The sequence below is a fragment of the Actinocrinis sp. genome, assembly GCF_035946395.1.
Classification (GTDB): domain Bacteria; phylum Actinomycetota; class Actinomycetes; order Streptomycetales; family Catenulisporaceae; genus Actinocrinis.
The window spans coordinates 1-23,139 of sequence record NZ_DASYZI010000290.1; the positions used below are offsets into that span (position 1 = coordinate 1).

19 protein-coding genes are annotated in these 23,139 nt (G+C 71.0%); 8 read left to right on the forward strand and 11 right to left on the reverse strand.

Annotated features, from left to right (window positions below; genetic code table 11):
- Positions 1-277: 277 nt before the first annotated feature.
- The 7 genes from VGS97_RS17615 to moeZ form a co-directional block, all read right to left on the reverse strand.
- On the reverse strand, positions 278-946 hold the full coding sequence (locus tag VGS97_RS17615) for an enoyl-CoA hydratase-related protein (protein ID WP_326854654.1): 669 nt from the start codon (positions 944-946) through the stop codon (positions 278-280).
- A 40-nt stretch (positions 947-986) separates the two neighbouring features.
- Positions 987-2,600, reverse strand: coding sequence for an AMP-binding protein (locus tag VGS97_RS17620; protein WP_326854655.1), 1,614 nt, complete (start codon positions 2,598-2,600; stop codon positions 987-989).
- Positions 2,601-2,763: 163 nt separating this feature from the next.
- Positions 2,764-3,213 (reverse strand): acyl-CoA thioesterase, encoded by a 450-nt coding sequence (locus tag VGS97_RS17625; protein ID WP_326854656.1) that lies wholly within the window; start codon positions 3,211-3,213, stop codon positions 2,764-2,766.
- Positions 3,214-3,276: 63 nt separating this feature from the next.
- Positions 3,277-4,272 (reverse strand): hypothetical protein, encoded by a 996-nt coding sequence (locus VGS97_RS17630; RefSeq protein WP_326854657.1) that lies wholly within the window; start codon positions 4,270-4,272, stop codon positions 3,277-3,279.
- A complete protein-coding gene (locus VGS97_RS17635) occupies positions 4,269-4,568 on the reverse strand; it encodes a hypothetical protein (RefSeq protein WP_326854658.1) in 300 nt (99 codons plus the stop codon). The genes VGS97_RS17630 and VGS97_RS17635 overlap by 4 nt, the downstream gene beginning before the upstream one ends.
- Before the next feature lie 91 nt (positions 4,569-4,659).
- A complete protein-coding gene (locus VGS97_RS17640; protein ID WP_326854659.1) occupies positions 4,660-6,180 on the reverse strand; it encodes an MFS transporter in 1,521 nt (506 codons plus the stop codon).
- A 151-nt stretch (positions 6,181-6,331) separates the two neighbouring features.
- Positions 6,332-7,507 carry an adenylyltransferase/sulfurtransferase MoeZ gene (gene moeZ, locus VGS97_RS17645; protein ID WP_326854660.1) on the reverse strand — a complete coding sequence of 392 codons (1,176 nt, stop codon included), beginning with the start codon at positions 7,505-7,507 and terminating at the stop codon, positions 6,332-6,334.
- Positions 7,508-7,691: 184 nt separating this feature from the next.
- Here moeZ and VGS97_RS17650 point away from each other — a divergent pair, with 184 nt between their 5' ends.
- The 6 genes from VGS97_RS17650 (at position 7,692) to VGS97_RS17675 (ending at position 15,485) form a co-directional block, all read left to right on the forward strand.
- Complete coding sequence (locus VGS97_RS17650; RefSeq protein WP_326854661.1) at positions 7,692-9,629, forward strand: fatty acyl-AMP ligase; 1,938 nt, start codon at positions 7,692-7,694, stop codon at positions 9,627-9,629.
- A complete protein-coding gene (locus tag VGS97_RS17655) occupies positions 9,626-9,892 on the forward strand; it encodes a MoaD/ThiS family protein (RefSeq protein ID WP_326854662.1) in 267 nt (88 codons plus the stop codon). The genes VGS97_RS17650 and VGS97_RS17655 overlap by 4 nt, the downstream gene beginning before the upstream one ends.
- A gap of 6 nt (positions 9,893-9,898) precedes the next feature.
- On the forward strand, positions 9,899-10,729 hold the full coding sequence (locus tag VGS97_RS17660; RefSeq protein ID WP_326854663.1) for a hypothetical protein: 831 nt from the start codon (positions 9,899-9,901) through the stop codon (positions 10,727-10,729).
- Positions 10,726-12,459: an acyl-CoA dehydrogenase gene (locus tag VGS97_RS17665; protein ID WP_326854664.1), complete on the forward strand. Its 1,734-nt coding sequence runs from the start codon at positions 10,726-10,728 to the stop codon at positions 12,457-12,459. Before VGS97_RS17660 ends, VGS97_RS17665 begins: the two co-directional genes overlap by 4 nt.
- Positions 12,460-12,597: 138 nt before the next feature.
- A complete protein-coding gene (locus tag VGS97_RS17670) occupies positions 12,598-13,017 on the forward strand; it encodes an acyl carrier protein (protein WP_326854665.1) in 420 nt (139 codons plus the stop codon).
- Entirely contained in the window at positions 13,014-15,485 is a 2,472-nt protein-coding gene (locus VGS97_RS17675) for an acyl-CoA dehydrogenase family protein (RefSeq protein ID WP_326854666.1), read from the forward strand. The genes VGS97_RS17670 and VGS97_RS17675 overlap by 4 nt, the downstream gene beginning before the upstream one ends.
- Positions 15,486-15,526: 41 nt before the next feature.
- Here VGS97_RS17675 and VGS97_RS17680 read toward each other — a convergent pair whose 3' ends face one another.
- The 4 genes from VGS97_RS17680 to VGS97_RS17695 form a co-directional block, all read right to left on the reverse strand.
- A complete protein-coding gene (locus VGS97_RS17680) occupies positions 15,527-16,750 on the reverse strand; it encodes a DUF3179 domain-containing protein (protein ID WP_326854667.1) in 1,224 nt (407 codons plus the stop codon).
- Positions 16,751-16,752: 2 nt separating this feature from the next.
- Entirely contained in the window at positions 16,753-17,301 is a 549-nt protein-coding gene (locus VGS97_RS17685) for a TlpA disulfide reductase family protein (RefSeq protein WP_326854668.1), read from the reverse strand.
- Between the two features lie 13 nt (positions 17,302-17,314).
- On the reverse strand, positions 17,315-18,055 hold the full coding sequence (locus VGS97_RS17690) for a cytochrome c biogenesis CcdA family protein (protein ID WP_326854669.1): 741 nt from the start codon (positions 18,053-18,055) through the stop codon (positions 17,315-17,317).
- Positions 18,056-18,215: 160 nt separating this feature from the next.
- On the reverse strand, positions 18,216-20,165 hold the full coding sequence (locus tag VGS97_RS17695) for a cellulose binding domain-containing protein (protein WP_326854670.1): 1,950 nt from the start codon (positions 20,163-20,165) through the stop codon (positions 18,216-18,218).
- A 376-nt stretch (positions 20,166-20,541) separates the two neighbouring features.
- On the opposite strand from VGS97_RS17695, the gene VGS97_RS17700 reads away from it, so the two are divergent.
- Positions 20,542-21,834: a M20 family metallopeptidase gene (locus tag VGS97_RS17700; RefSeq protein ID WP_326854671.1), complete on the forward strand. Its 1,293-nt coding sequence runs from the start codon at positions 20,542-20,544 to the stop codon at positions 21,832-21,834.
- A gap of 89 nt (positions 21,835-21,923) precedes the next feature.
- The gene (locus VGS97_RS17705; protein ID WP_326854672.1) at positions 21,924-23,126 is read left to right on the forward strand and encodes a glutamate--cysteine ligase; all 1,203 of its coding nucleotides are present in this window, start codon (positions 21,924-21,926) and stop codon (positions 23,124-23,126) included.
- The last annotated feature ends 13 nt before the right edge of the window (positions 23,127-23,139 follow it).

Genomic DNA, 23,139 nt, shown 5'->3' on the forward strand with positions numbered 1-23,139 from the left:
ACAACACCGCCACGACTCCGGCAACCACCGCTCCGGTCGCTCGCCTCACCGTTCCTCCAACCCGAATCGCTGTGGACAGCGAAACTCTCGCAGAGCGGTTGTAAGAACCCGATAAGTGTGAACGAGCGGGTCGGACGAGCTGTGGTCGCCGGTGTCGTGGCGGCGTGGTCGGGCGGGGTTGATGTTGAAGCATGGCGCAGTGTGCGGCGTAATGCGGTGCGGGTTCAGACGGCAGCGCGCGGCGCAGTGCGGTGCGGGTTCAGACAGTGCGGCGTGCTCAGGCAGTGGTCGGCTTGCGCAGCGCCTCGAGGACCTCCGCGTAGAGCATTTCCTTGATCTGGCCGCGCACCGGCTTGGTCTTGGCGGCGAGGTCCCCGGCCTTGGCGACCGCGGCGGCTGGCAGGTCGTCGGCGGTCGTGGTCTGGTCCACGATGCTCGCGGCGAGTGCGTCGGCACCGCCGTAACGCCGCCCGGTCGTCATCGCCTCGTGTGCCACCGTCGGGGTCAGGCGCGAGCGGATCAGGGCCGCGAATCCGGGCTCGAAGTTCAGGCCGAGATCCACCTCGGGCAGGCAGAAGTAACCCCGGTCCGCGCGCATCACGCGGAAGTCGTGGGCCAGCGCCCACATCGCGCCGAGGCCGAACGCATGGCCGTTCAGCGCGGCGACCGACACCACGGGGGATGCCAGCGTCCGCGCGAACAGCAGGCCGATGCGCTCAAGGTAGGCCGCGGTCTGGTCCAGGTTGGCACCGAGCCAGTCCACGTCCAGTCCGGTGGACCAGAACTTCCCGGAGCCCGCGGTGACCAGCGCGCAGGGGCCTGATGCCGCCTCGACCTCGTCCAGCGCGGCCTCGACCTCGCCGAGCCAGTCGGGACGGAACCGGTTCTCGTCGTCCGGCGTGAGGTGCAGGACGTACACGTCCCCGTCGCGGTCCAGCTTCGGCACGCGCTGTTCCCTTCTACGTTCACTACCTCTGCGTTTGTGTTCACTGATCCCGGGGTCGGCCGGTCAGCGTGAGGCCTTCGAGCGTGCCGTCCCGGTACGCCCGGGCTATCGCACGGCGCTGCAACTTGCCGCTGCTGGTGCGGCTGAGCTGTCCCGGCCGCACATAGTGCACGTCGGAGGCGTCCACCTTCACACCCATCGACTGTACGAGGTGCGCGACGATCGTAGCGCGGCTGCCCTCGATGTCGGCGCGCGCCGTGCGGTCCACCTCGGCCAGGACGACGATGGCGCCGCCGGTGCCGTCGAGTTGCAGGATGGCCGATCGTCCGTCCCGCACGAAGGCAAGCCGCTCCAGGGCCTGCTCGAAGTCCGCGGCGAAGAAGCTCTGCCCGTTGACCTTGATCCGATCGCTGATCCGGCCGGTGATGAAGAGCTCTGCGTCGTCGACGAAGCCGATGTCGCCGGTCGGGTAGAAGCCGTCCGGCGCCAGCAGTTCGATCTCGCTCTCGAAGTACGACGCGGCGAGGCTGCCGCCCGCCAGCTCGATCTCGCCGAGTTCGTTCTCCTGGCAGATCCGGCCAGCCTCGTCGCGCAGCCGCACGGTGAACTGCGGCATCGGGCGGCCCACCGAGATGGCCGGCACCCCGGACGGCGCCTTGACCAGCCGGATCCCGCTGCCCGGCGGCATGCTGGAGACCAGCAGCACGGCCTCGGCCATGCCGTAGCAGGGCATGAAGACGTCACGCCGCAGCCCGGCGGGCGCCAGCAGGTCGAGCAGCGCTTCGAGGTTCGGCACGTTGATCGGCTCGCTGCCCAGGTAGATCGACCTGAGGCCGGAGAGGTCGAGGTCTGCGATGTCCTGCGGCGCGGCGCTCTCCATCATCCGCAGCGAGTAGTCGATCGCGAAGTTGGGGATCACCGAGCCCATGACCCGTTCCCGGGCCATGTGCTCCCACCAGCCGGACGCGTCGAACAGGAACACCTCGGGCGTGGCGAGCAGCAGGTCGCAGCCGCGAGCGAGGCAGGAGAGCAGCCCGCCGACCAGGCCCATGTCGTGGTACAGCGGCAGCCAGCTGCTGACCCGCTCGTGCGGGAGGCGCCCGTCCGTGTTCAGGATCATCGCGAGGTTCTTGCGCAACATGTCGTGGCTGACCGGGATCCCCTTGGGGAACGAGGTCGATCCCGAGGAGAACTGCACGAAGGCGAGCTCCTCGCCGGGCGGCGTGCGCAACCCGGCGGCCGACGGCGCGAGATCGGCCGGTGGCAGGGTCGCGGCGGGCACCGGCGCCGCCACGTTGGCCAGGCTCGGTACCCCTAGGACGTACTCGGCGCGGTGGTCGCGCGCGACCCTGCCGATGAAGTCCTCATACGCGTCCTTCGTCATGTTCAGCAGCAGCGGCTTCACCGACAGCGGCAGCGCGCCGATCTCCAGCAGCGCCAGGAACGAGAGGATGACGGGGGCCGACGTCTCGAACGGGAACAGCACCCTGGTTCCCGGCGCGATCCCCTGCCCTCGCAGGTGTTCCGCGTATGCCGCGACGCGCCCCGGCAGATCCCGGTACGCGACGAACTCGGGCTCCTGCGCGAACTTCTGGTAGAGGTACAGGCCGCGCGCCGGCGGGCACTGCGCGTTCTCCGTGATGAATTCGAGCACTGTCTCCCCCACTGTGTTCTCGGCTGCGCTGTGTTCTTGGCCACGCCGTGTTTGTGGCTACGCCGTGTTCTTGGCCGAACGGTGATCGTGGCCGCGCTGCATTTGTGGCTACGCCGTGTTTGTGGCTACGCCGCGTTCTGAGTTGCGCGTTGGTCGGTCGTGTTCAGACGGACGCCGAAAGGAACTCGTCCAGCGGGACGAGGCAGCGGCGCTCCACGTCGATGCAGGCCACGGTGATCAGCGCCTCGACCGCCCAACTCGCCTTGACAGCACTGTCCTCGTCGACAGTGCTGCCCGCGGCGTCCGCGCGGCGGATCCGCTGGCGGAACACCGCGCGGTAGCCCGCCTCGCCTTCCGCCAGTTCCTCGGCGCTCGGCGACTCCAGGACCGTGCGGACCTCGATCGGCCCGAACGGGATCTCGCCCCGGTAGTCGACCTCGGCGCGGGCGACGACCGCGGTGACGCCGCCGCCGCGCGTGATGCCCTGCCCGGCGAGCCAGTCCCAGCGGCCTGCCTCCAGGTACTCAAGGACGACCGCGTTGTTCACGTGCCCCAGGACGTCCAGATCGTTCGGGCGCACCTGGAGCGCGAGGATCGATTCGCCGAATTGCATATCAGTTCACTCAGTCCGTGTTCGTCGGGGGCGCCGTCCGGCGGGATGAGGACTCGACGCCGGTCAGCTGCCGACCAGGTCGAGCCACGTCTCCTCCACCTCGTCGGGCGAGTGGACCTCGATGCCGGTGATCTTCTTCAGCGCGCTGAAGATCAGCTGCTCCTTGCGGTCGATCGCCGTGGGCGGGTGGTCGTGGCCCTGGTTCTCCAGGTGGTCCCACCAGTTCACGTGGCCGCCGCGGTCCTCCACCTGCGTGCGGTCGCTGCCCTGCAACTCGCCGTCCTGGCGCAGGAACAGGTGCGCGACGGCGAACGCGTCCTTCGCCGGGTACTCGCCGCTGTCCACCAGCGCCTTGGCGAACGCGATGAAGTAGTTGCGGTGCTGGATCTCGTCCGCGGCCACCTGCTTGAACAGCTTGCGCAGTCCGGGCTCCCCGGTGACCAGCTGGCACTGGCCGTAGTTCACCGCCGCGGTGATCTCGGAGATCGCCAGCAGCACCAGCGTGCGCAGCATGTCGTCGTCCGGGAAGACCTGGCGGAACTCCAGGAAGGTCTCGTCGGTGATCGGGTCCATCCCGCAGACGGTGGCCAGCCGGTTGAACACCGTCTCGTGGTGCGCTTCCTCCTCGTTCCAGTAGCGGCTCCAGGTCCCGCAGGCCTGCATGATCGCCGCCACCGCCGGATTGCGCTCCTGCCAGCGCCGGCACTCCTTGTCCGCCTGCCGCTCCAGCCGGTCGGCTCCGGGCTTGGTGGTCAGTTCGGCGCGCCCGGCGTTCCAGACCAGGCTCAGGTCGCGCGCGGTCAGGCTGTCCAGGTCGATCTGCCGCAGCATCTCCACCACGCTCCACCGGCGCGACTCGTGCAGCCGCTGCTGCTCCCAGGTCACGTCGATCAGCGACATGCCACGTTCGGTGAGCGCGTCGTAGAGGTCGGCGATGATGACCGGCTGCTCGTCCGGAACGAGCGGGAGCACGGGCTTCTGCCCGGCTGCGACCGGGGTCGCGACCGCGACCGCGTGGTCCGACTGCTGCTGGTCAAGGTCCGTCTGTCCGATGGTCACCGCTGCGCCTCTTCCTGCTGCTCGCGCTGCCGCTCGTACTCTTCGAGGAAGGTCTTCAACACGACCGGGATCGGCGTGTCGAGGGGGAGCGCGGGCAGCCGCACGCGCACGCCGTAGTCCTTGCGCAGACCGTTCGCGGTGCGGGCGAAGGACTCCATCAGGTCGATGCTGTTGGTCATCTTGGTGCTCATGGCCATGACATCGGCCAGCGTGACGCCCTCGCCGGCGAACTGCTCCACGGTGATCCCGGCGTTCTCGGCGAACTTCTGCCGGATGTAGGACTCGATCTCTTCCAAGACAGGTGTCTCCCTCCGCTTGCCACTGACGAATTGCGCATTGCCGAATTTGCCTGGTTTGTTGCGTGCTGCCGCGCCGACTCGCGTCGGCTCAGCCGACTTGCTGTTGCCCGCGCACGAGCAGGAGCGGCGACGGTGCCGCAAAGGCGATGGCCGCGGTGACGATCCAGCCGTGCCGCAGCGCGCTGATGCCGACGTGGCCCGAGGCGCCGGTGTCGAGCACCGCGACCAGGATCGCCACCCCGAGGGCCAGCCCGACCTGCCGGACCATGCTGACCACGCCGGAGCCGGTGGCGAAGCGGTGCGCGGGCAGCGCCGAGGTCGCGGCGCCGAACAGGGTCGGCATGGCCAGCCCGACGCCGAGCCCGGTCAGCAGCAGGCCGATCAGCAGGTGCGGCACGTACTGCGGCTGTGTGGGCACGCCGATGGACCACCACAGGACGCCCCCGGCGAACAGAACACAGCCCGCTGTGATGACTGCCGCGGCGCCGATGCCCCGCCGGGCCATGACGATTCCGGCGATCACGGACGCGGGCAGCACGAGCACCGCGTTCGGCGTGGCCGCGAGGCCGCCGCGCAGCGCGGACCAGCCCCACGTGTTCTCGGCGAGCAGCACCAGCGAGAAGATCATCGCGCCGAACGCCGTGGAGAACAGCAGGGTCGAGATGAGCGCCGCGGCCGTCTGCGGCACCCGCAGCAGCGACATCTCGACCACCGGGCTGGGGTGGCGGGTCGAGCTCAGGACGAACAGGGCCAGCAGCACGGCCGAGGCGATCAGCAGCCCGACGACCCGCGCCGAGCCCCAGTGCCACTGGTTGCCGTCGACCAGCGCGAGGACGAGCGAGCCGATCGAGAGGCTCAGCAGCAGCGTGCCGACCACGTCAGGCCACGACGACGCGTCGCCCTGCCCGCGCGGCAGCAGCCTGATCCCGGCGGCGATGGCGACGATGCCGATCGGCAGGTTGACCAGGAACACCCAGCGCCAGCTCAGCTCCACCAGCAGGCCGCCCACGGTCGGTCCGAAGATCGCGGCCACGCCGCCGATCGCGGTCCAGACGCGCACCGCGCCCGCGCGCCGCTGCGCGGGATACGCGGCGAGCAGCAGGCCGAGGGACGTCGGCGTCAGCAGCGCCGCGCCCGCGCCCTGCACAGCTCGGAACGCGATCAGCATCGGCAGGTTGCCGGCCGCGGCGCACAGCGCGGAGGCCGCGGTGAACAGCCCGATGCCGAGGATGAAGCCCCACATGCGGCTGCTGCGATCGGCCAGCCGACCCAATGGGACGAGCAGCGCCGCGAAGGCGACGGTGTAGGCGTTGAGCAGCCAGGACAGGTTGGAGAGGTCCGCGACGCGCAGGCTCTTGGCGATCTGCGGCAGCGCGACGTTGACGATGAAGAGGTCGATGCCGGAGAGGATCACCCCGGCGGAAACCACGGCGAGCACCACGGAGGGCTTGACACCCGCAGGTGCCTTGGACGCCTCGGATGCTTCGTGCGCCTCGTGCGCCGACCCGTCCGACTCGGCGGTGGCGGAGGATCCGGCGTCGGGTAAGGCCTCTTGCCGTGCCGAGTCGGCCGTCCCGGGCGTGCGCGGCCCGGCACTCTTCTCGACCACTGAATCCCCCCGAGGCGGCAGACCGGACCCGACAATTAGTTCGGCGCACTGTCAGGATGCTATCAGGACGGCCCGACGGCCGAAATGTACTTCAGGGCAGTCAGGATCGCCCCTAAATCCGCAGGTGGCGGGGTGCACGCCGGACGACCGGTCAGTAAACTGGCAGAGTCGTATCAACCTGCTTAGCCCAAGCCAGGATCCCGCCATGCAGATGTCTGACGTTGTCGAACCCTGCCGCGCGCAGCGCGATCAGGACCTCGGCGGACCGCACGCCGCTCCTACAGTGCAGCACCAGCGGACGGTCGCGCGGCAGCCGGCCGAGCGCCTCGCCGGAGAGGATCTGGTCCTTCGGGACCAGCGTCGCGCCGTCGATGTGCACGATGTCCCACTCGGCCGGTTCCCGCACGTCGACGAGCACGACATCCGTGCCGCGGTCCAGCAGCTCCCGCAGCTGCGGCGCGGTGATGGCCGCGTCGGCGGCGGCGAGCCTGGCCTCCTCGGACACCACGCCGCAGAAGGCCTCGTAGTCGATCAGCTCGGTGACCGGCACGCGCTTGGGACTGCGGCGCAGCTTCAGGGTCTGGTACTCCATCCGCAGGGCGTCGTAGATCAGCAGCCTGCCGAGCAGCGGCTCGCCGGCCCCGGTGATCAGCTTGACCGCCTCGGTCGCCATGATCGACCCGACGGTCGCGCACAGCACGCCGAGCACGCCGCCCTCCGCGCAGTTCGGCGCCAGCTCCGGCGGCGGCGCCTCGGGATAGACGTCGCGGTAGTCGATACCGCGGCCGTCCGGCGCGTTCTCCCAGAACACGGACACCTGGCCCTCGAAGCGGTAGACCGAGCCGTACACGTACGGCTTGCCGGCCAGCGCGGCGGCGTCGTTGACCAGGTAGCGGGTGGCGAAGTTGTCGGTGCCGTCGATGATCAGGTCGTACTGCGAGAACAGTTCGACGGCGTTGTCGGGGTCCAGGCGCAGTTCGTGCAGCCGCACCTCGACGGTGCTGTTCACCTCGCGGATCGCGTCGCGCGCGCTGTGCGCCTTGGGCCGTCCGACGTCCGACTCGCCGTGGATGACCTGGCGTTGCAGGTTCGAGAGCTCCACGGTGTCGAACTCGACGATGCCGATCGTGCCGACGCCGGCGGCGGCCAGGTACAGCAGCACCGGCGAGCCGAGTCCTCCGGCGCCGATCACCAGCACCCGGGCGCTGCGCAGGCGGCGCTGCCCGTCCACCCGGACGTCGGGGAGGATCAGGTGACGGCTGTAGCGGGCGACGTCGTCGCGGTCCAGCGGGACGCCGGGAGCCACCAGTGGTAGCAGGGCACTCATCCGGCACACATCCTTTCCGCGAAGGCTGTAGTCTGCGCGCAGATTACCTGGCTCAGCGTTCTGGGTGGCGCGCAACGGGGCGGGCCGCGCCCATTTCGATCTGTTGCGACGGGCTCGATCCGCAAGGCCCGTCGGAAGAACTTGGGGGGACCACACCATCGTGACAGGACTGTCCTCTTTCGGCGTGGGCAGCTTCGCACAGGTGCTCCACGACCGAGCCGGGCGGCTGCCCGACGCCCTCGCCTTCCGCTTCGTCCTGGACGACGGCCGGGCGCGGGAGGTCAGCTACGCCGACCTCGACCTGCGTGCGCGCACTGTCGCGGCCGCCATCCTGGCCGCGACGCAGGGGTCACCGCGCCCTGCGCTGCTGCTCTACGAGCCCGGCCTGGATTACCTGGCCGGACTGTTCGGCTGTTTCTACGCCGGGATTCCCGCGGTGCCCGCCTTCCCGCCGGGTGCGACGCGCCTGCCGCGCACGATGTCGCGGCTGCTGAGTATCGTCGAGGACGCCGACGCCGGCTTGGTGCTCACCACGGCCAAACTGGCGCCCGGTCTGCGCGAGTGGCTGGGCTCTGTAATGACGGGGCGTGTCATGACGGAGCGTGCTGCGGGCAGTTCGATGCCGCTCGTTCTCGCTACCGACGAAGACGGCGAGAGCGGTCAGTCTCCTGCGTTCGGACAGATACTCGACGGCCCATCGCCGTCCTCGTCCCCGGATTCGGTCGCGGTGTTGCAGTACACGTCCGGCTCGACGTCCCTGCCGCGCGGCGTGATGCTCACCAACGCGCAGCTGATGGCGAACTGCGAGATCATCGCGCGGGCCTTCGACGTGCGCGACGGCAGCTCCGGAGTGCTCTGGCTGCCTCCATACCATGACATGGGACTGATCGGCGGGATCCTCACTCCGGTCGTCGCCGAGATGCCGGTGACGTTCATGGCGCCGACCACGTTCCTGCGCCGCCCGATGGCCTGGCTGCGCACGGTCTCCCGCTACCGCGCCACGCACACCGGCGGGCCCAACTTCGCATTCGACCTCGCGCTGCGCCGGCTGACCGAGGCAGACCTCGAAGATCTCGACCTGTCCTCGCTTGAGCTGGTCTTCACCGGGGCCGAGCCGGTGCGGCCCGACACACTTGAGCGCTTCGTCGAGCGCTTTGCGCCGCATGGCCTGCGTGCCGACGCCGTCTTCCCCTGCTACGGCTTGGCCGAGGCGACGCTCTACGTGACCGGACGCCACGCCGCCTCAGCCGCGACAGGGGAGCAGCGGCTCACCGGCTGGCGCACGGTCTCGGTTGCCCGCGACGCGCTCGAACTCGACGCGGTCGCCCGGCCGGCGATGTCCGACGAGCCGGCCCGCCGCCTCGTCGGCTGTGGCACGCCTGGTCTCGGCACCGGACTGGTGATCGTGGACCCGGAGAGCCGCGAGCCGGTCGAGTCCGGCGGCGTCGGCGAGATCTGGGTCGCCTCGCCCTGCGTCGCGGACGGCTATTGGCGCCGGCCGGACGAGACCGCGGACGCCTTCGGCGCGCGCACCGCGGACGGCCACGGACCGTTCCTGCGCACCGGCGACCTCGGATTCCTGCTCGACGGCGAGCTGTTCGTGGTCGGCCGGATGAAGGACCTGATCGTGCTCAACGGCCGCAACCACCACCCGGTGGACATCGAGCAGGTGTGCGAGGCCGCGGTGCCCGGAATCCGGCGCGGCGGCGGCGCCGCGTTCGCCGTCGAGGACGACGAGAGCGCGGCGGAACGGCTCGTCGTGGTGTACGAGGCCGAAGTCGGCATCGGTGAGCTGGGGCACCGCGAGGCGATCGACGGCATCCGCCGCGCGGTCTCCCGCGAGCTGAACCTGCCGCCGCACACGGTGGTGCTGGTCTCCCCGCGCACCACGCCGAAGACCTCCAGCGGCAAGGTGCAGCGCTGGCTGTGCCGCCGCCAGTTCCTGGCCGGCGAGCTCAAGGAGCTCGCGCGCTGGCAGGCGCCGCCCGACCAGCGCGCGGTGCCCGCGCCCCGCAGGCCGCAGTCCGGTCCGCGACAGCGCGGCCCCCGCCCCGATCCGCTCCCGTCGAGTGGGAGCCAGCCGACCGCCGTCCCGACCGGGACGGGAAGGAGCCCGCGATGATCGTCAAGGTACGGGGCATCCTGCTCCGTTTCACCGACTACCAGAACGAGATCGAGGTCGGCGGCAAGACCGTGCGCGACGGCCTCGATCAGCTGACCGATCTTTTCCCGCGCCTGCGCGAGGTCCTGATGGACCGCGAGGACACGGTGCGTGCCACACACTTCATCGCGCTCAACGGCGAGCAGCTGTCCGAGGACGAACTCGACCGTGAGGCCGCCGAGGACGACCGGGTCGACATCGTCACCGCGGTCTCCGGAGGCTAGCCGCCGATGGCGCGCAGCAGTTCGTACGAGGTGGTGCTCGACGCGAGCCTGTTCACCCCGGCCCAGATGCAGCCGGTCGCCCTCGGGCGGCTCGGCTTCCAGGCCGGTACCCGCTGGCTGCGCGACCACGTGGCCAGCCACCGCACGCTGGTCGCGCAGCACCGGGTCGGCCTGGTGCTGTGGGCGTGGCAGCTGGAGTACGAGAAGCCGCTGCGCTTCGAGGACGCCGACGCGGTGCAGGTCGACGTCAGGGCACGGGTCCGCGGGCCGCGCTCCTCACAGCTTGAGGTGGAGATGACGGTCGGCGGCCCGGACTCGGTCGCGGTGCGCAGCCGGGCCGCCTCGGTGCCGCTGCGGCTGTCCGGCGACCTGGCGCTCTCCGGCGCCTCAGCGCCGCTGCCGAAGGACCTGGTCGACCGGTTCCACGACGACGAACGCGAACACTCCGCGTTCCGCTCGCGGATCCCGGCACTGCGCGCGGCGCTGGAACGCGAGGGCGAACACCTGGGGTCGCACGACTCGGCCTTCCGGCTGTACCGGCACCACTGCGAGATGGCCGACCAGTGGTACTGGGCCGAGTCGGTAGGCTTCGCCGGGGCCGCTCGCGAGGAGTTCGTGATGCGGCACGGCAGCAGGGCGCCGCAGCTGCGCCGGGCGCTGGCCGAGGGAGTACGCAAGGTCGACGCGACCTGGCTGCGGGCCGGACAGCTGTGGGACGTGCTCGCCGTGCACACCGAGGCGTACCTGTACGAGGGCGAAGTCGCGTTCGTACACGAACTCGGCCTCGCCGAGGACGACGGCGGCGGTCCGTGCGCGATCGTGCTGGAACGGGCATGAGCGTGCTGTCACAAACGGGAACGGAATCAGTACTCGCCAACTTCGCCGACGCGGCCGCGCTGGAACAGGCGCTCGGCTGCCCCTTCGACCCGGACAGCGGCATGTCGCTGGACGGTGGCCTGCGCGCCGACGAGCAGGAGACGGTGCCGACCGCGGCGTTCGAAGCGGCGTGGGCCGCCGGGTGCCACGAGTACCTGGTGCCGGTCGGCGAGGGCGGGCGGCTGGCCTCCTTCGAGAGCCTGCTCGCCGTGGTGCGCGCGATGTCCCGCCGGGAGCTGGCGATCTCGGTCGGCCTGGGCTCGACTTTCCTGGCCGCCACGCCGGTGTGGATCTGGGGCGACGACGCGCAGCGCAAGCGGGTCGCCGAGCTGGTGCTGGACCGCCGGTTCGGCACGGCTGGAGTCAGCGAGGACGCGGCGGGCAGCGACCTGCTGGCCACGAGCACCCGCGCCGTCCCGGTTCCCGGCGGCTTCGCGCTGCACGGGCGCAAATGGCTGGTCGGCAACGGCCGACGCTCGGCCTTCGCCGCGGTGCTCGCCGCGTCAGAGCCCTCCTACGGCCTGTTCTTCGTGGACTTCGACGCGGTCGATGAGCGCGGCGTGCAGCGGCTGCCGAAGGTGCGCACCCTCGGCTTGCGCGGCCACGACCTGAGCGGCTTCGAGTTCGACGACGCGCGGATCGGCGCGGACGCCCGGATCGGGCGGCCCGGCCGCGGCGTCGAACTGGTCTCCGGCATGCTCCAGTACACCCGGACCATGGTCGGCGGGATGAGCCTCGGCGCGGCGGACACCGCGCTGCGCATCGCGCTGCGGCACGCCCGTGAACGGGTGCTCTACGGCGAGCCCGCCATGAACCTCGCGCCGGTGCGCGCCCTGCTCGCCCGCGGCTTCGCGGACCTGCTGGCCGCGGAGTGCACCGAACTGGCGGCGGCCCGCGGTCTCGACGTCGCGCCGCAGCGGATGGCGTTGTGGTCGGCGGTGGCCAAGTACGTCGTACCGGGCTTCTGCATCGACGTGGTGAATGCCGCGGGCGAAGTCCTCAGCGCGCGGGCATACCTGCGCGAGGGGGTGGCCGGCGGCGCGTTCCAGAAGCTTGCCCGCGACGCGGCGATCACCCCGGTGTTCGAGGGAACCTCCCTGGTCCAGCTGGAGACGATCCACTCGCAGCTGGTCAGCGGCGCCCGGCGGCGCGGGCCGGCACAGCTGCCGCTGCCGCTGCTGTTCGGATTCGGCGGGCCGGTGCCGGACTGGACGCCCGGCAAGCCGCGTCCCTCGCTCATCTACGGCAGCGCGGACGAAGTCGTGGACCTGCTGGACGACGCCGTCGAGCGGCTGGCCGGCCAGGATCCCGGCCTCGCGGCGCTGGCCCGCCCGCTGATCGCCGCCCGGAATCAGGCCCATGAATCGCCCGGCGGGCTGGCCGCGCACCGCACGGCCGCGGCCTACGAAGCGGCCCGGCGCCACGCGCTGGTGCACGCCGGAGCCTGCTGCGTGCACACCTGGCTGGAGCGGCGCGAAGCGCTCGGTGGGATCGCCGCCGATCCGGCCTGGCTCCGCGTCGCGCTGCGCCGCATCGCCGGGCGCCTCGGCCTGCCGGTCGAGCCGGATCGCGAGGCCGAGGACCGGTTGGCGCTGCTGCTGGCAGGGCTCGACGACGAGGACCGGGCGTTCTCGCTGGTGCCGCTGCGGCTCGCCGCGCAGTACCGCGGCCCGGTGCGCAGCACGAACTGACCGGCGCGCAGCGCGAACTGAGGTGTGTCCCGGACTCGGTCCGCACCACCGCACGACCACGACCGCATGACCACGACCACGACCGCACCACTGCACTAATGCACCACCGCGCCAATGCACCACTGCGTCACCGGACTTGTGCAACAAAGGGAATTTGGGGAGGACGCCATCATCACCGCAGACGCCGAGTCGAACCTCGCCTGGCTGCGCACGCAACTGGCCCGCCTGCTCGGCGTGCCCGAGGCGGAGGTCGAGACCGACCAGCCGCTCGGCGAGCTGGGGATCGACTCTCTGACCGCGGCCGAGTTCTCCGCCGAGATCGAGGAGGACACCGGCGCGAACGTGCCGCTCGAACGCTTCCTCGGCGGGGACACCCTGGAGGAGGTCGCCCGGCGGCTGGCCGAGGACCCGCGCGGCTTCGACCCCGACGGCCCGCAGGCCGCAGTCGATCCCGACGCCACCGTCGCCATCGACATGAGCGCCGCCTTCGCCGCCGACGCCGGGATTGCGGCGCGGATCGCGAACGCGGCCGGACCGGCGCGGGCGGGCGCACTGTGAGCACCCTCACGCCGCGCAGGCACGCCGCCGACGTCATGGACCGCGCGGCGGACGGGCACATGGCGCTGGAGGCGCGGGTCGAGGAGGTCCGGCAGGAGGCGCGCGCCCGCTTCGCAGGGTTCGTGCTCGACCGGGTCAACCCCGGATCGCGGCTGCGGAACCGGGCCTGCGAGCCCTTCGGCCCCACCCTGTTCCAGGAGGCCAGCGAGCTCGGCCTGCTCCAGTTCGCGCTGCCGGCCGGGATCGGCGGCGCCGACCGGGACAAGTTCGACTGGGGCGTGGTGGTCGCCGAGGTGGCCCGGCTGGCCCGCGACCCCGGCTTCCCGGTGATGCTGGACATCAACGTGGAGAACACCGAGCTGATCCTGGCCAGCGGCCGGCCGGAGCTGATCGACCGCTACGTGCCCGACCTGGTCGCCGGGCGGCGTTTCGCGGTGCAGGGCGCGTATGAGAGCCGTGACCCGTACGACTACCAGACCACCGCGCGCCTCGAAGACGGCCGGTGGATCCTCAACGGGGCCAAGCGCTTCGTGGCCGGGGCGGTCATCGCGAGCCTGTTCGTGCTCTACGTCCGCGACGAGGCCTCCAACGACATGCTCGCGTTCATCGTCGAGCGGGACGATCCCGGCGTGACCGCGGTGCCGCTGGAGACCATGGGCCTGCGCACCATGGGGCTGGGGCAGGTGCTGCTGCATGACGTACGGCTGCCCGAGTGGCGGCTGGTCTGGCGCGCGGACGCGCTCAGCGAGCTGAACACGTACGCGCGCAACCGCCGGATGATGAGCGCCTGCGGGGTGCTCGGCGCGATGGAAGGCATCGTCGAAGCCTGCGTCGAGTCGCTGGCTTCACGGAAGCGCAGCGGCCGCCGGGTGCTGGACTACCCCAACGTCGAACGCTCGGTCGGCGAGATGCGGGTGCTCGTCGAGTCGACCCGGTCGACCCTCTACCGCGCACTCGACGGCACGCGCGCCTCAGGCCGCGACCCGTACTTCGACGCGGTCGCCACCGCCGCCAAGCACCAGGCCTCCGAGTGCGCGATCCGCGTCGGTCGGCTGGTGATGAACCTCCAGGGTGGCGAGAGCTATATGAGCGCCTTCCCCTGGGAGGGTTACATGCGCGACGTGCTGGGTCTGATCGGCGGCCAGGGTTCGCAGGAACTGCTGCTGATCCAGCTGGGCCAGCGCTCGATCGTCGGCCTGGAGGGCAGGGCGCTGCGCGAGGACGGCGCACAGCGCACGGTGGCTCGGCTCGCCGACGCCTGGTGGGCGCTCGCCGCGCTCGACGCGAAGCAGAACCTTGACGGTGAGGGCCGAGCCGAGCTCTCCGGCGCTCTCGCGGAGCTGCTGAAGGCAGCCGGGCTCGATCACCGGCTGGACGCCGCGCAACGTGCCGGGATGACGGCACTGTTCGAACGCGCTGACGCGCTGCTCGCCGGAGTCGGCGACCTGGATGCTTACCCGGCTGCGCCCGCGGTCTCGGAGCCGGAGAGCCGACTCGGCGAGTCGGCTGCGCAGGCGTGGGCATTCGTGGCCTGCGTCGTCGCGGTGCGCACGGATCTGCTCGCCCGCCTGCTGTGGCCGGGCACGGTTCAGCAGGCCGCCGAGCGCGCCGAACTGCCCGTGGAATTCACTCAGGGACTGCTGGACGTCCTGGCGAGGGTGCGCGTCGTCCGTATCCAGGACGATGGCCGCTACGTCACCGACCAAGGCATGGAACGGCTGTTGGTCGGCGGCCCGCATTCCACGGCGTTCACCGCGCGGCTGAAGCGTGCACTCGTCGGCGCGGCCGAACTGCGCGTGCCGTCGTCGTCGGTACCACCATCGCTGCCTCCGTCTTCCGGCTTCGACGCGGTGCGCGAGCTGCCCGGCAGCGGCGGTGACGCGCCGCTGCTGGCCGACGTGCTCGCCGATCCGCTGGTGGGGCGGATGGAAGGCCTGGACGCCCTGCTGAACCGCCCGGACGCCCGGATCGGCTGCGCTGCGCGCGACGGTGCACGCAGCGCGTACGCGCTGGCCATGCAGCTGCCCACCGTGTCAGTACTCGCTCTCGAACCGAACGCCGGGACCGCCCGGCGCGCCGTGGCCGGGCGACTGCCCGGCGGTGCGCCGATCGACGTCCGTGACGTCGGCGCCGACATCGCGGGGTTCGAGCCCGCCGATCAGCTGGCCCTGGCCTGGTTGCCGGTCGCCGGACTGCGCCCGGCCGAACTGGATTCGGCGGTCGGCGCGGCGGTCGCGGCGCTGGCACCCGGCGGCTGGATCGTGCTCACCTGCCCCGTGCCGCCGAAGCGCTCCCTCGGCGCGGCGGTGACTCGCGTCGAGTCGCTCCTGGCCGGTGCCGAGCCTCCGGTGACCGATGGACTGGAAGCGCTCCTGCGTGACGCAGGCTGCGGTCACGTCCGCACGCTCTGGGAGGACGCGACCTTCGGTGTCCGGCTGCTGGCCGCACGCCGCCCGCCCTCCGTCTGAGCTCGACGCTGCCTGCCCCCGAGGACTTCCGGTCTCGGGGGTCAGTGCGTGCACGCCGGAGCGGGTGGGTCAAGACTTGTGCCCGGATAGAAGGCGGCCCAGGCGAACCAGTACGTGTCCAGATGCTCGATCGTCGTCAGCTGGGCTCCGGTCAGCGGGCCGCCGACCGCGCGACCGGTGAAGTCCCACACGCTGCCGGTCTCGCGGTCGCGGAACTGTGCGGAGTCCGAGCCGAGCGGCGTGAAGGTGAGTACGCGGCCGGCCACAGTGCGCTGATAGACGGCGGTCGCGCCGACCTGCGGCGCCGTTCCCAGGTCCGCCGCGTCGCCGATTCCGCTGACGGCCTGGTCGTAGAACACGACGACGGGAGCGCCGGCGACCGTGTCGTCGACCACGTGCCGCTGTGCGAGGGACGAGTACTGCCAGGCGCGGGCACGACCGTCGACCACCACGCCGCTCACCCGGGTCTTCGGCGGGATCCGCTCGTCGTAGTAGCCGCGGAAGCCGAGTGCGGTGCCGTTGCCGCCGACGTCGCCGTACGGACTCGCCGAGTAGTCCCTGTCAAAGCCCGTATCCCGGCTCAGCACGACTACGTGCGGGTACGCGTGCGTCGCGTCGCTCAGCGACATCAGCCCGCTCGGCACCCATGTCAGCGGGCTGCCCTTATATAGAGGTGCGCCGGATGGTTGCAGCCACAACTGCCGACTCGCGGCGTCGATGAGCACGAGAGCGCCGTTGTCCAGCGCTCCGGAGGTCTCCAGCGTGAGCAGCGAGTGCCCGTCACGGCGGTCGTAGACGATCGCGGTGTTGCACAGCGGGCAGTACGTGATCGCGACCGGCAGGCCGCCGATCGTGTCGTCGACGACCTCGTGCCATTCCAGAATCGCCAACGGGTAGGCCCGCACCTCGCCGCCCAGGGCGAGAGTGATGACCGGGGCATCGGACGGCAGCCACTGCTGCGCGTTCTGCACCGACTCGAAACGAGGCTGGGTGATCGCCGGGATGCTGTTGACGCCGAGCAGCACCACGAGCGGGTCGTCCGGCGGCCCGGAGATGCCGGGAACGGTGTAGTTCAGGTCCTGACCGCACGAGTGAGCGCCGGACACGGTGCTCGTGCGTGGCGGCGAGGATCTGTGCACGAACACGGCCTTCCCGAGCGTCAGCGCGGCGATCACAGCCAGCACGATGGTGATGGAGAGCAGGTCGCGGCGCCGTGGCCGCCATCTCGAAATTCGCGGCGCCTTCATGATTCGCGGTGTTCTCATGGTCAGCCGATCCCGGTGATGCCGTAGAGCTGTGCGAGTTCCTGTTCGAGCGCGCCCTCGGGCAGTGCCGTGCGGTCGACGCGGAGCAGCCGCCCGTCCGCGTCGTAGAACGCCGTGATCGGCATGCTCGACCCGCCGCCGAGCGCGTCGTGCAGGCCCGAGCCGTTCGCGCCGCCGACATCGCCGGCCAACGGCCACCAGGCGATGTTGTGCCGACGCACCATGTAGTCCCGGTCACCGGTCTCCAGCGCATTCACCCCGACGAAGTCGACTCTGCCCTTGAGTTCGGCCGACACGTCGGCGAAGCCCGCAAGCTCGAAGTCGCAGGCCGTGCACCACGACGCGAAGAAACTCAGCACCGTGGGACGGCCGCGGAAGTCCGCGAGCCGGACCCGGCCGTCGCCGTGCAGCGCGGGCAGCACCCAGGCTGTCGGCGCGGTCGACGTACCGGACGGTGCCCCGCCCCGATCGACCGCGAAGACGCCGAACGCCGCCGCCACCGCGGCGACCCCGGCGGCCAGCACGATCGTGCGTCGTCGCGCCATCGCCATCAGTTCCTCCTCGTCATCCCGGCCGGGTTGGCCAAACCGACCCCGAGGCACGCAGCGCGTTCTGCACCTCGCTGGTGATCCACGTCAGCCGGTCCAGCGTGAGCAGCACGCCGAAACCTGCGAGCACCAGCGCGGCGGCCAGCGTGATTCCGGCGGAATGCCGCCTGATCCAGCCGAACACGCCCATCAACCTGCCCAACGCGAGCCCGGTGACCAGGAACGGCAGCCCGAGCCCGAGCGAGTAGGCCGCCAGCAGCCCGGCACCGTCGGCCGCCCGGCCGCGCGTCGCGGCGACCGCGAGGACCGAGCCGAGCACCGGCCCGACACACGGCGTCCAGCCGAAACCGAACGCGGCCCCGGCGACCAGCGTGGTGAACGGGCCGTAGCGGGAGAGCCGGGGCCGGAACCGGAGGTCCTGATACAGCCAGGGCAGCCGCAGTACCAGCGAGCCCGCCAGGAACAGCGCCATCGCGAGCACGATCAGCCCGGAGATCCGCGTCAGCGCCGCCTGGTGACGAATGAGGCTCCGGCCGACCGCGGTCGCGGTAAGCCCCAACGCGATGAAGACCGCCGAGAAACCGAGGACGAACAGACCCGTATCCCGAGACACCCGCCACGCGTGCCGACGCGTGTCGTCCGTCAGTTCTGTCGTCTCAAGTCCCGTCACGAGCGACAGGTACGCCGGCACCAGCGGCAACACGCACGGCGAGGCGAACGACACCAGCCCAGCAGCGAACGCCGCCAGGTAACCCACACTCGCGACACTCAGGCCCGTCACATGAGACGTAGATGCCGATTCGCCCCTGTTGATTGCACGGCCCCTTGATTGCACGGCCCCGAAAAAGCACGTGCCCTCCGCTCGCAGGAATCCGCGAGCGGAGGGCACGCTGTCGAACTGGGCGCCTGCTACCTCATCAGTGGCAGGTCACGCCGTTCAGGGTGAAGCTGGTCGGCACGGCATCGCTGTTGGTCCAGGTGCCCTGGAAGCCGAAGCTGGTATTGGCTCCGGGCGCGATCGTCGCGTTGTAACTCAGGTTCGTGCCGGTTACCGCTTCGCCGGATTGTGTGTAGGTGGCGTTCCACGCATTGGTGATCTTCTGATCACCCGGGAAGGTGAACTTGAGGGTCCACCCGTTGATCGTGGATGTGCCGTTGTTGGTGATCACCACGTTCGTGGTGAAGCCGCCCGCCCACTGCGAGGTGGTGGAGTACGCCACGGTGCAGCCGCTGCTGCTCGACGGGCTGCTCGACGGCGAAGCCGAGGGAGACGCCGAGGGCGAGGCCGACGGGGACGCGGACGGCGACGGCGACGGCGAGGCCGACGGGGACGGGGACGCCGAAGGTGAGGCCGACGCGGACGCCGACGAGGACTGGTTGCCGCCCGGCGTGATCACGTAGGTCACGAGGGAGCGGGCCGGGACCGTCGCGGTGAACGCGCCGCCGCTGACGGCGATCGCGGACTGGCTCGCCGCGTTGTTGGTGGAGTTGGTCAGCACGGGCGTCGCGCTGCCGCTGGTGAAGCCGGTGTTGCTGAGCGAGTAGCCGACCGTGTCGGCGGCCGTCGCCGTGTTGAGCACGACCACTGCGACAGTGCCGTCGGTGTTCTTGTAGGCACTGATGTCCAGGCCGCTGTTCGTGGTGGTCGTGCCGATGCGCACCGCGCCGGGGTGGATGTAGCGGCTGTAGTTGGCGAAGGCCCACATCCGGCCGGTCGTCTGGACGGAGGTGCCGTTGATCTCCAGCAGGCCCTCGTTGTCGCCGTTCTCCGACGGGGTCGTGCTGCCCCACCAGTAGAGGAACGCGCTGAGGTTCGCGCCGGTCAGGCCCTGGTGGATGTGCTGGGCCCAGGTCATTCCGGAGGCGTCGCTGTTGTCGTCCCAGGCGGTGTTGAAGGTGTCGAAGGTCGACCACTCGGTCTGCCAGGCCGGCTTGCTCCAGTTCGACAGCGGCGAGGTCGGCGACGCGGTGTAGCCGTGGCTGGTGAAGACCTTGGTGTACGAGTTCGCGGTCGTGTCGCTCGCGATCGCCGGGGCGTACTGCCCGGCGTAGTCCCAGCCCTCGGTGGCGCAGCACTCCAGCTGCGTGGACAGGCCGGAGCTCGACAGGGTCGGGCCGAGCGTGTCGATCAGCTGCGCGGTCTGCGACGGGCTCAGCTGCATGCTGTCATAGCTCGTCGAGAGGTTGGCCTCGTTCTCCGGGCCGATGTAGCTGAGCGGAATTCCCGCCGCCGAGTAGTCCTTGGCGTACTGGACCAGGTAGTTCGAGTACGCCTGCACCCAGTTGCCGCTGCTGCACGTGGCGCCGGTCAGGCCGCACACGGCGCCGCCGCTGCTGGTGGAGTTGTTGGTCTTCATGAACGACGGGGCGCTCCAGGCGTCCGCGAACACGTTGTTCACGCCGTACAGGCTCTTGATCTGCTGGGCGAACCACAGCTGGCCCTGGTCCTGGTTGATCGAGGCGAGCGACGAGTAGGCCGGCGTCGCGGTGGGGCCGCTCGGCGCGGTCGGCTCGATGGTGTCGCCGGAGTCGGCGCTGATCTCGTTGCGCAGCATGGTCAGGCCGGCGCCGGTCGTCGGGCTGTACAGGTCGGCGAGTACCTGCTGCTGCACCGACGACGAGGCACTCATCACGGTGCTCGCCTCGCCGAACGCCTCGGAGGCGCCGAATCCGGTGATGGTCTGGAACGTGGTCGCCCCGTTGATCGTGGCGGTGTCCGCCGCGAAGGCGCTGTGCGCGGCGCCGACGACGGCGATCGAACACAGCGTGGCGACGGCGGTCACCGCGCCTGTCGCCCTGACGACCTTCGCGCGCTTCCCGGGCTGTGGAGCTGTGGCTGGCCGGCCATCGGCCTTCCTGATGAGCATCGTGGTCTCCTCTCCTCGCGCGGGCAAGGTAGGAGGAGGCCGATCGAAAACCAAGTAAACAGGGCATGGCGGTGCGCCGAGTGCTGCTGGCGGCGGAAACTTTCAGTTCGCGTCTTGCCACAGGCCGCCGCGCGGCCGGGGCAAGGGCGTGCGCGGAAGCATCCGAAGCTCGGAGCGGATCGGATGCGCGCCGCTTGAACAGGCGATTCGACACCGATCGATCGGCCGGCGGCCGCAGAGGGCACCGGTGAAGAGGCAATCGGCGTTTCCTGGCCCAAATACTCGATATCGGGACCGATTCCGGTCGGTCCGAGAGGGTGCGCACCCTCTAAGAGGACTGATCCGTCGTCGAGACCGTCATCGAGGAGCTGGTCACGTGCCGTTCGCAGCCACGGGGGCGTCCGGGGAATCCGAACCTTTCGACACCTCGCCCGAAACGCCGCCCGAAGCGTCGCTGTTCTCATCCCCCGCCGCGTTGGCGGACCGGCTGGCCGAACTGGTGGCTCTTGAGTCGCCGCCCGGAGCGCTCGGCCCGCTGAACCACTGCGCCGATCTGGTGGCCGACTGGGGGACCGCGGTGCTCGGCCGCCCGTTCCGCCGCGTCGTGCGCGACGGGCTGCCCCACCTGCTCTGGCCCGCGGCGGACCAGCGGATCCTGATGCTCGGCCACTACGACACGGTCTGGCCCAAGGGCACGATCGACGACTGGCCGTTCGCGGTCGCCGACGGCCGGGCGACCGGACCGGGCGTGCTCGACATGAAGGCCGGAATCGTCCAGATGTTCGCCGCGCTCGCGTCGCTGCCGGACCCCTCCCGCGTCGCGGTCCTGCTCACCTGCGACGAGGAGACCGGCTCCGTCACCTCGCGCCCGCTGATCGAGGAGCAGGCCATGCGCTCCGGCGCGGTCCTGGTGTGCGAGCCGGGCACGCCGGACGGCCGGCTGAAGATCGCGCGCAAGGGAGGGTCCGTATACCGGCTGACCGCGCGCGGCCGCGCCGCCCACGCCGGCGTGGAACCGCACCTCGGGATCAACGCCACCGTCGAGCTGGCGCACCACGTCCTCTCGGTCCGGTCCCTCGCGGACGAGGAGCGCGGCACGAGCGTGACGCCCACCGTCCTGTCCGGCGGCACGACTACGAACACCGTGCCCGAACTCGCGACGCTGACCATCGATGTACGCGCATGGACACGCAGCGAGCTGGTGCGCGTGGACGCGGCGTTGCGCGGTCTGGTCCCGCAGCTCGACGGCGCCGCGCTTGAGCTGGGCGGCGGGGTCAACCGCTACCCCCTCGACCCGGAGGTCAGCCTGCCGCTGGCGGAACTGGCGCAGCGCACGGCCAAGGCGCTCGGCATGGAGCCGCCCGGCGCGGCGTACGCGCCCGGGGCTTCCGACGGGAACTTCACCGCGGCGCTCGGCGTGCCGACGCTGGACGGTCTCGGCGCGGTGGGCGCGGGCGCCCACGCGCGCGGCGAGTACATCGAGCTCGCCGCGATGCCGGGGCGGATCGCGCTGCTGGCCGGGCTCGTCGAGCGGATGCTCGACACCGCCCAGTCCCAATTCATGCAGCCCCAGCTGGTGCGATCCCAACTCGTACAGTCCCAACTCGTGCAGTCCCACCCCGCGCAATCCCACCTCGCCGCCGCGCATTCGGCGGGCCGGGCTGGGTAAAACAGTATCCTGACGGCCGCGCGCCGCGCGGGCCGTGAACCGACTCGGGAGGGGCACGGCCGGATGGCCACGACGATCAGTGGTGCGCGATGAGCGTCCCGAACGGCGCGGCGCGGCCGCAGTTCGGCGTCGAGGAGGAATTCCTGCTCGTCGACCCGGTCTCCCGGGCGCCGGCGCCGGTGGCCCCGGCGGTGGTCGGGCACGCGGTCGAACTGCTCGGCGGCGGCCGGGTCGGCGGCGAGATCACCGAGCTGCAACTGGAGGCCAGGACCGATCCGTGCGTCACCGCGGACCAGCTGTACGCGCAGCTGGCCGAGGGACGCCGGGTCGCCGCCCACGCGGCCAGGGCGAGCGGCGCGGCGATCGTGGCGACCGGCACCCCGGTGCTCGGCGGCACGATCCCGCCGCCGATGGGGCGGGGCGAGCGGCAGGACCGCGGCAACGCGACGTTCCGCGGCCTGCACAACGAACTGGCCATCTGCGCGCTGCACGTGCACGTCGAGCTGCCCGAGCGGGATCTGGCGGTGATGGTGAGCAACCATCTGCGCCCGCACCTGCCCGTACTGATCGCGCTCACCGCGAACTCCCCGTACTGGGCCGACCGGGACACCGGGTACGCGAGCTGGCGCACCGTGATCTGGACCCGTTGGCCGGTGGCCGGCCCGCCGCCGTACTTCGACTCCGCCGAGCACTACGAGCGGCACGTCGAGACCCTGCTCGGCGCGGGCGCGCTGGTGGACCGCGGCACGATCTTCTGGGACGTCAGGCCCTCCTCGAAGCTGCCCACGCTGGAGATCCGCATCGCGGACGTACCGGTCACCGCCGAGGAGTCGGCGGCGGTCGCCGCGCTGGTGCGCGCGCTGGTGGTGCGGGCGCTGCGCAAGGCCCGGCACGGCGACCCGGGGCCGCGCGTGCCGGGCGAGCTGATGCGGCTCGCGTACTGGCGTGCCGCCCGCGACGGCATCGAAGGGCACGGCGTCGACGTCTTCACCGGCAGCCTGCTCCCAGCCATGCGCCTGGCCCGGGACCTCGTGGCGACGGCCAGGCCGGTCCTGCTCGAATACGGCGAGGCCGACCGCGTCGACGACTGGCTGAACCGGTTGGAGCGGGAAGGCGGCGGAGCAGCGCGCCAGCGCCGGGCGGGCGCCGGACCGGGCGGCTTGGCCGGCGTCGTGGACTACCTCGTCGAGCACACAGCCGCACACACAGCCGCGCACACGGAGACGGTGGCCCGACACGCCGATGAGGATCCCGGCAATCCGGCAGTAGCTTCCGCAGGGGTCGATATGTGAGGCTGGCGGCATG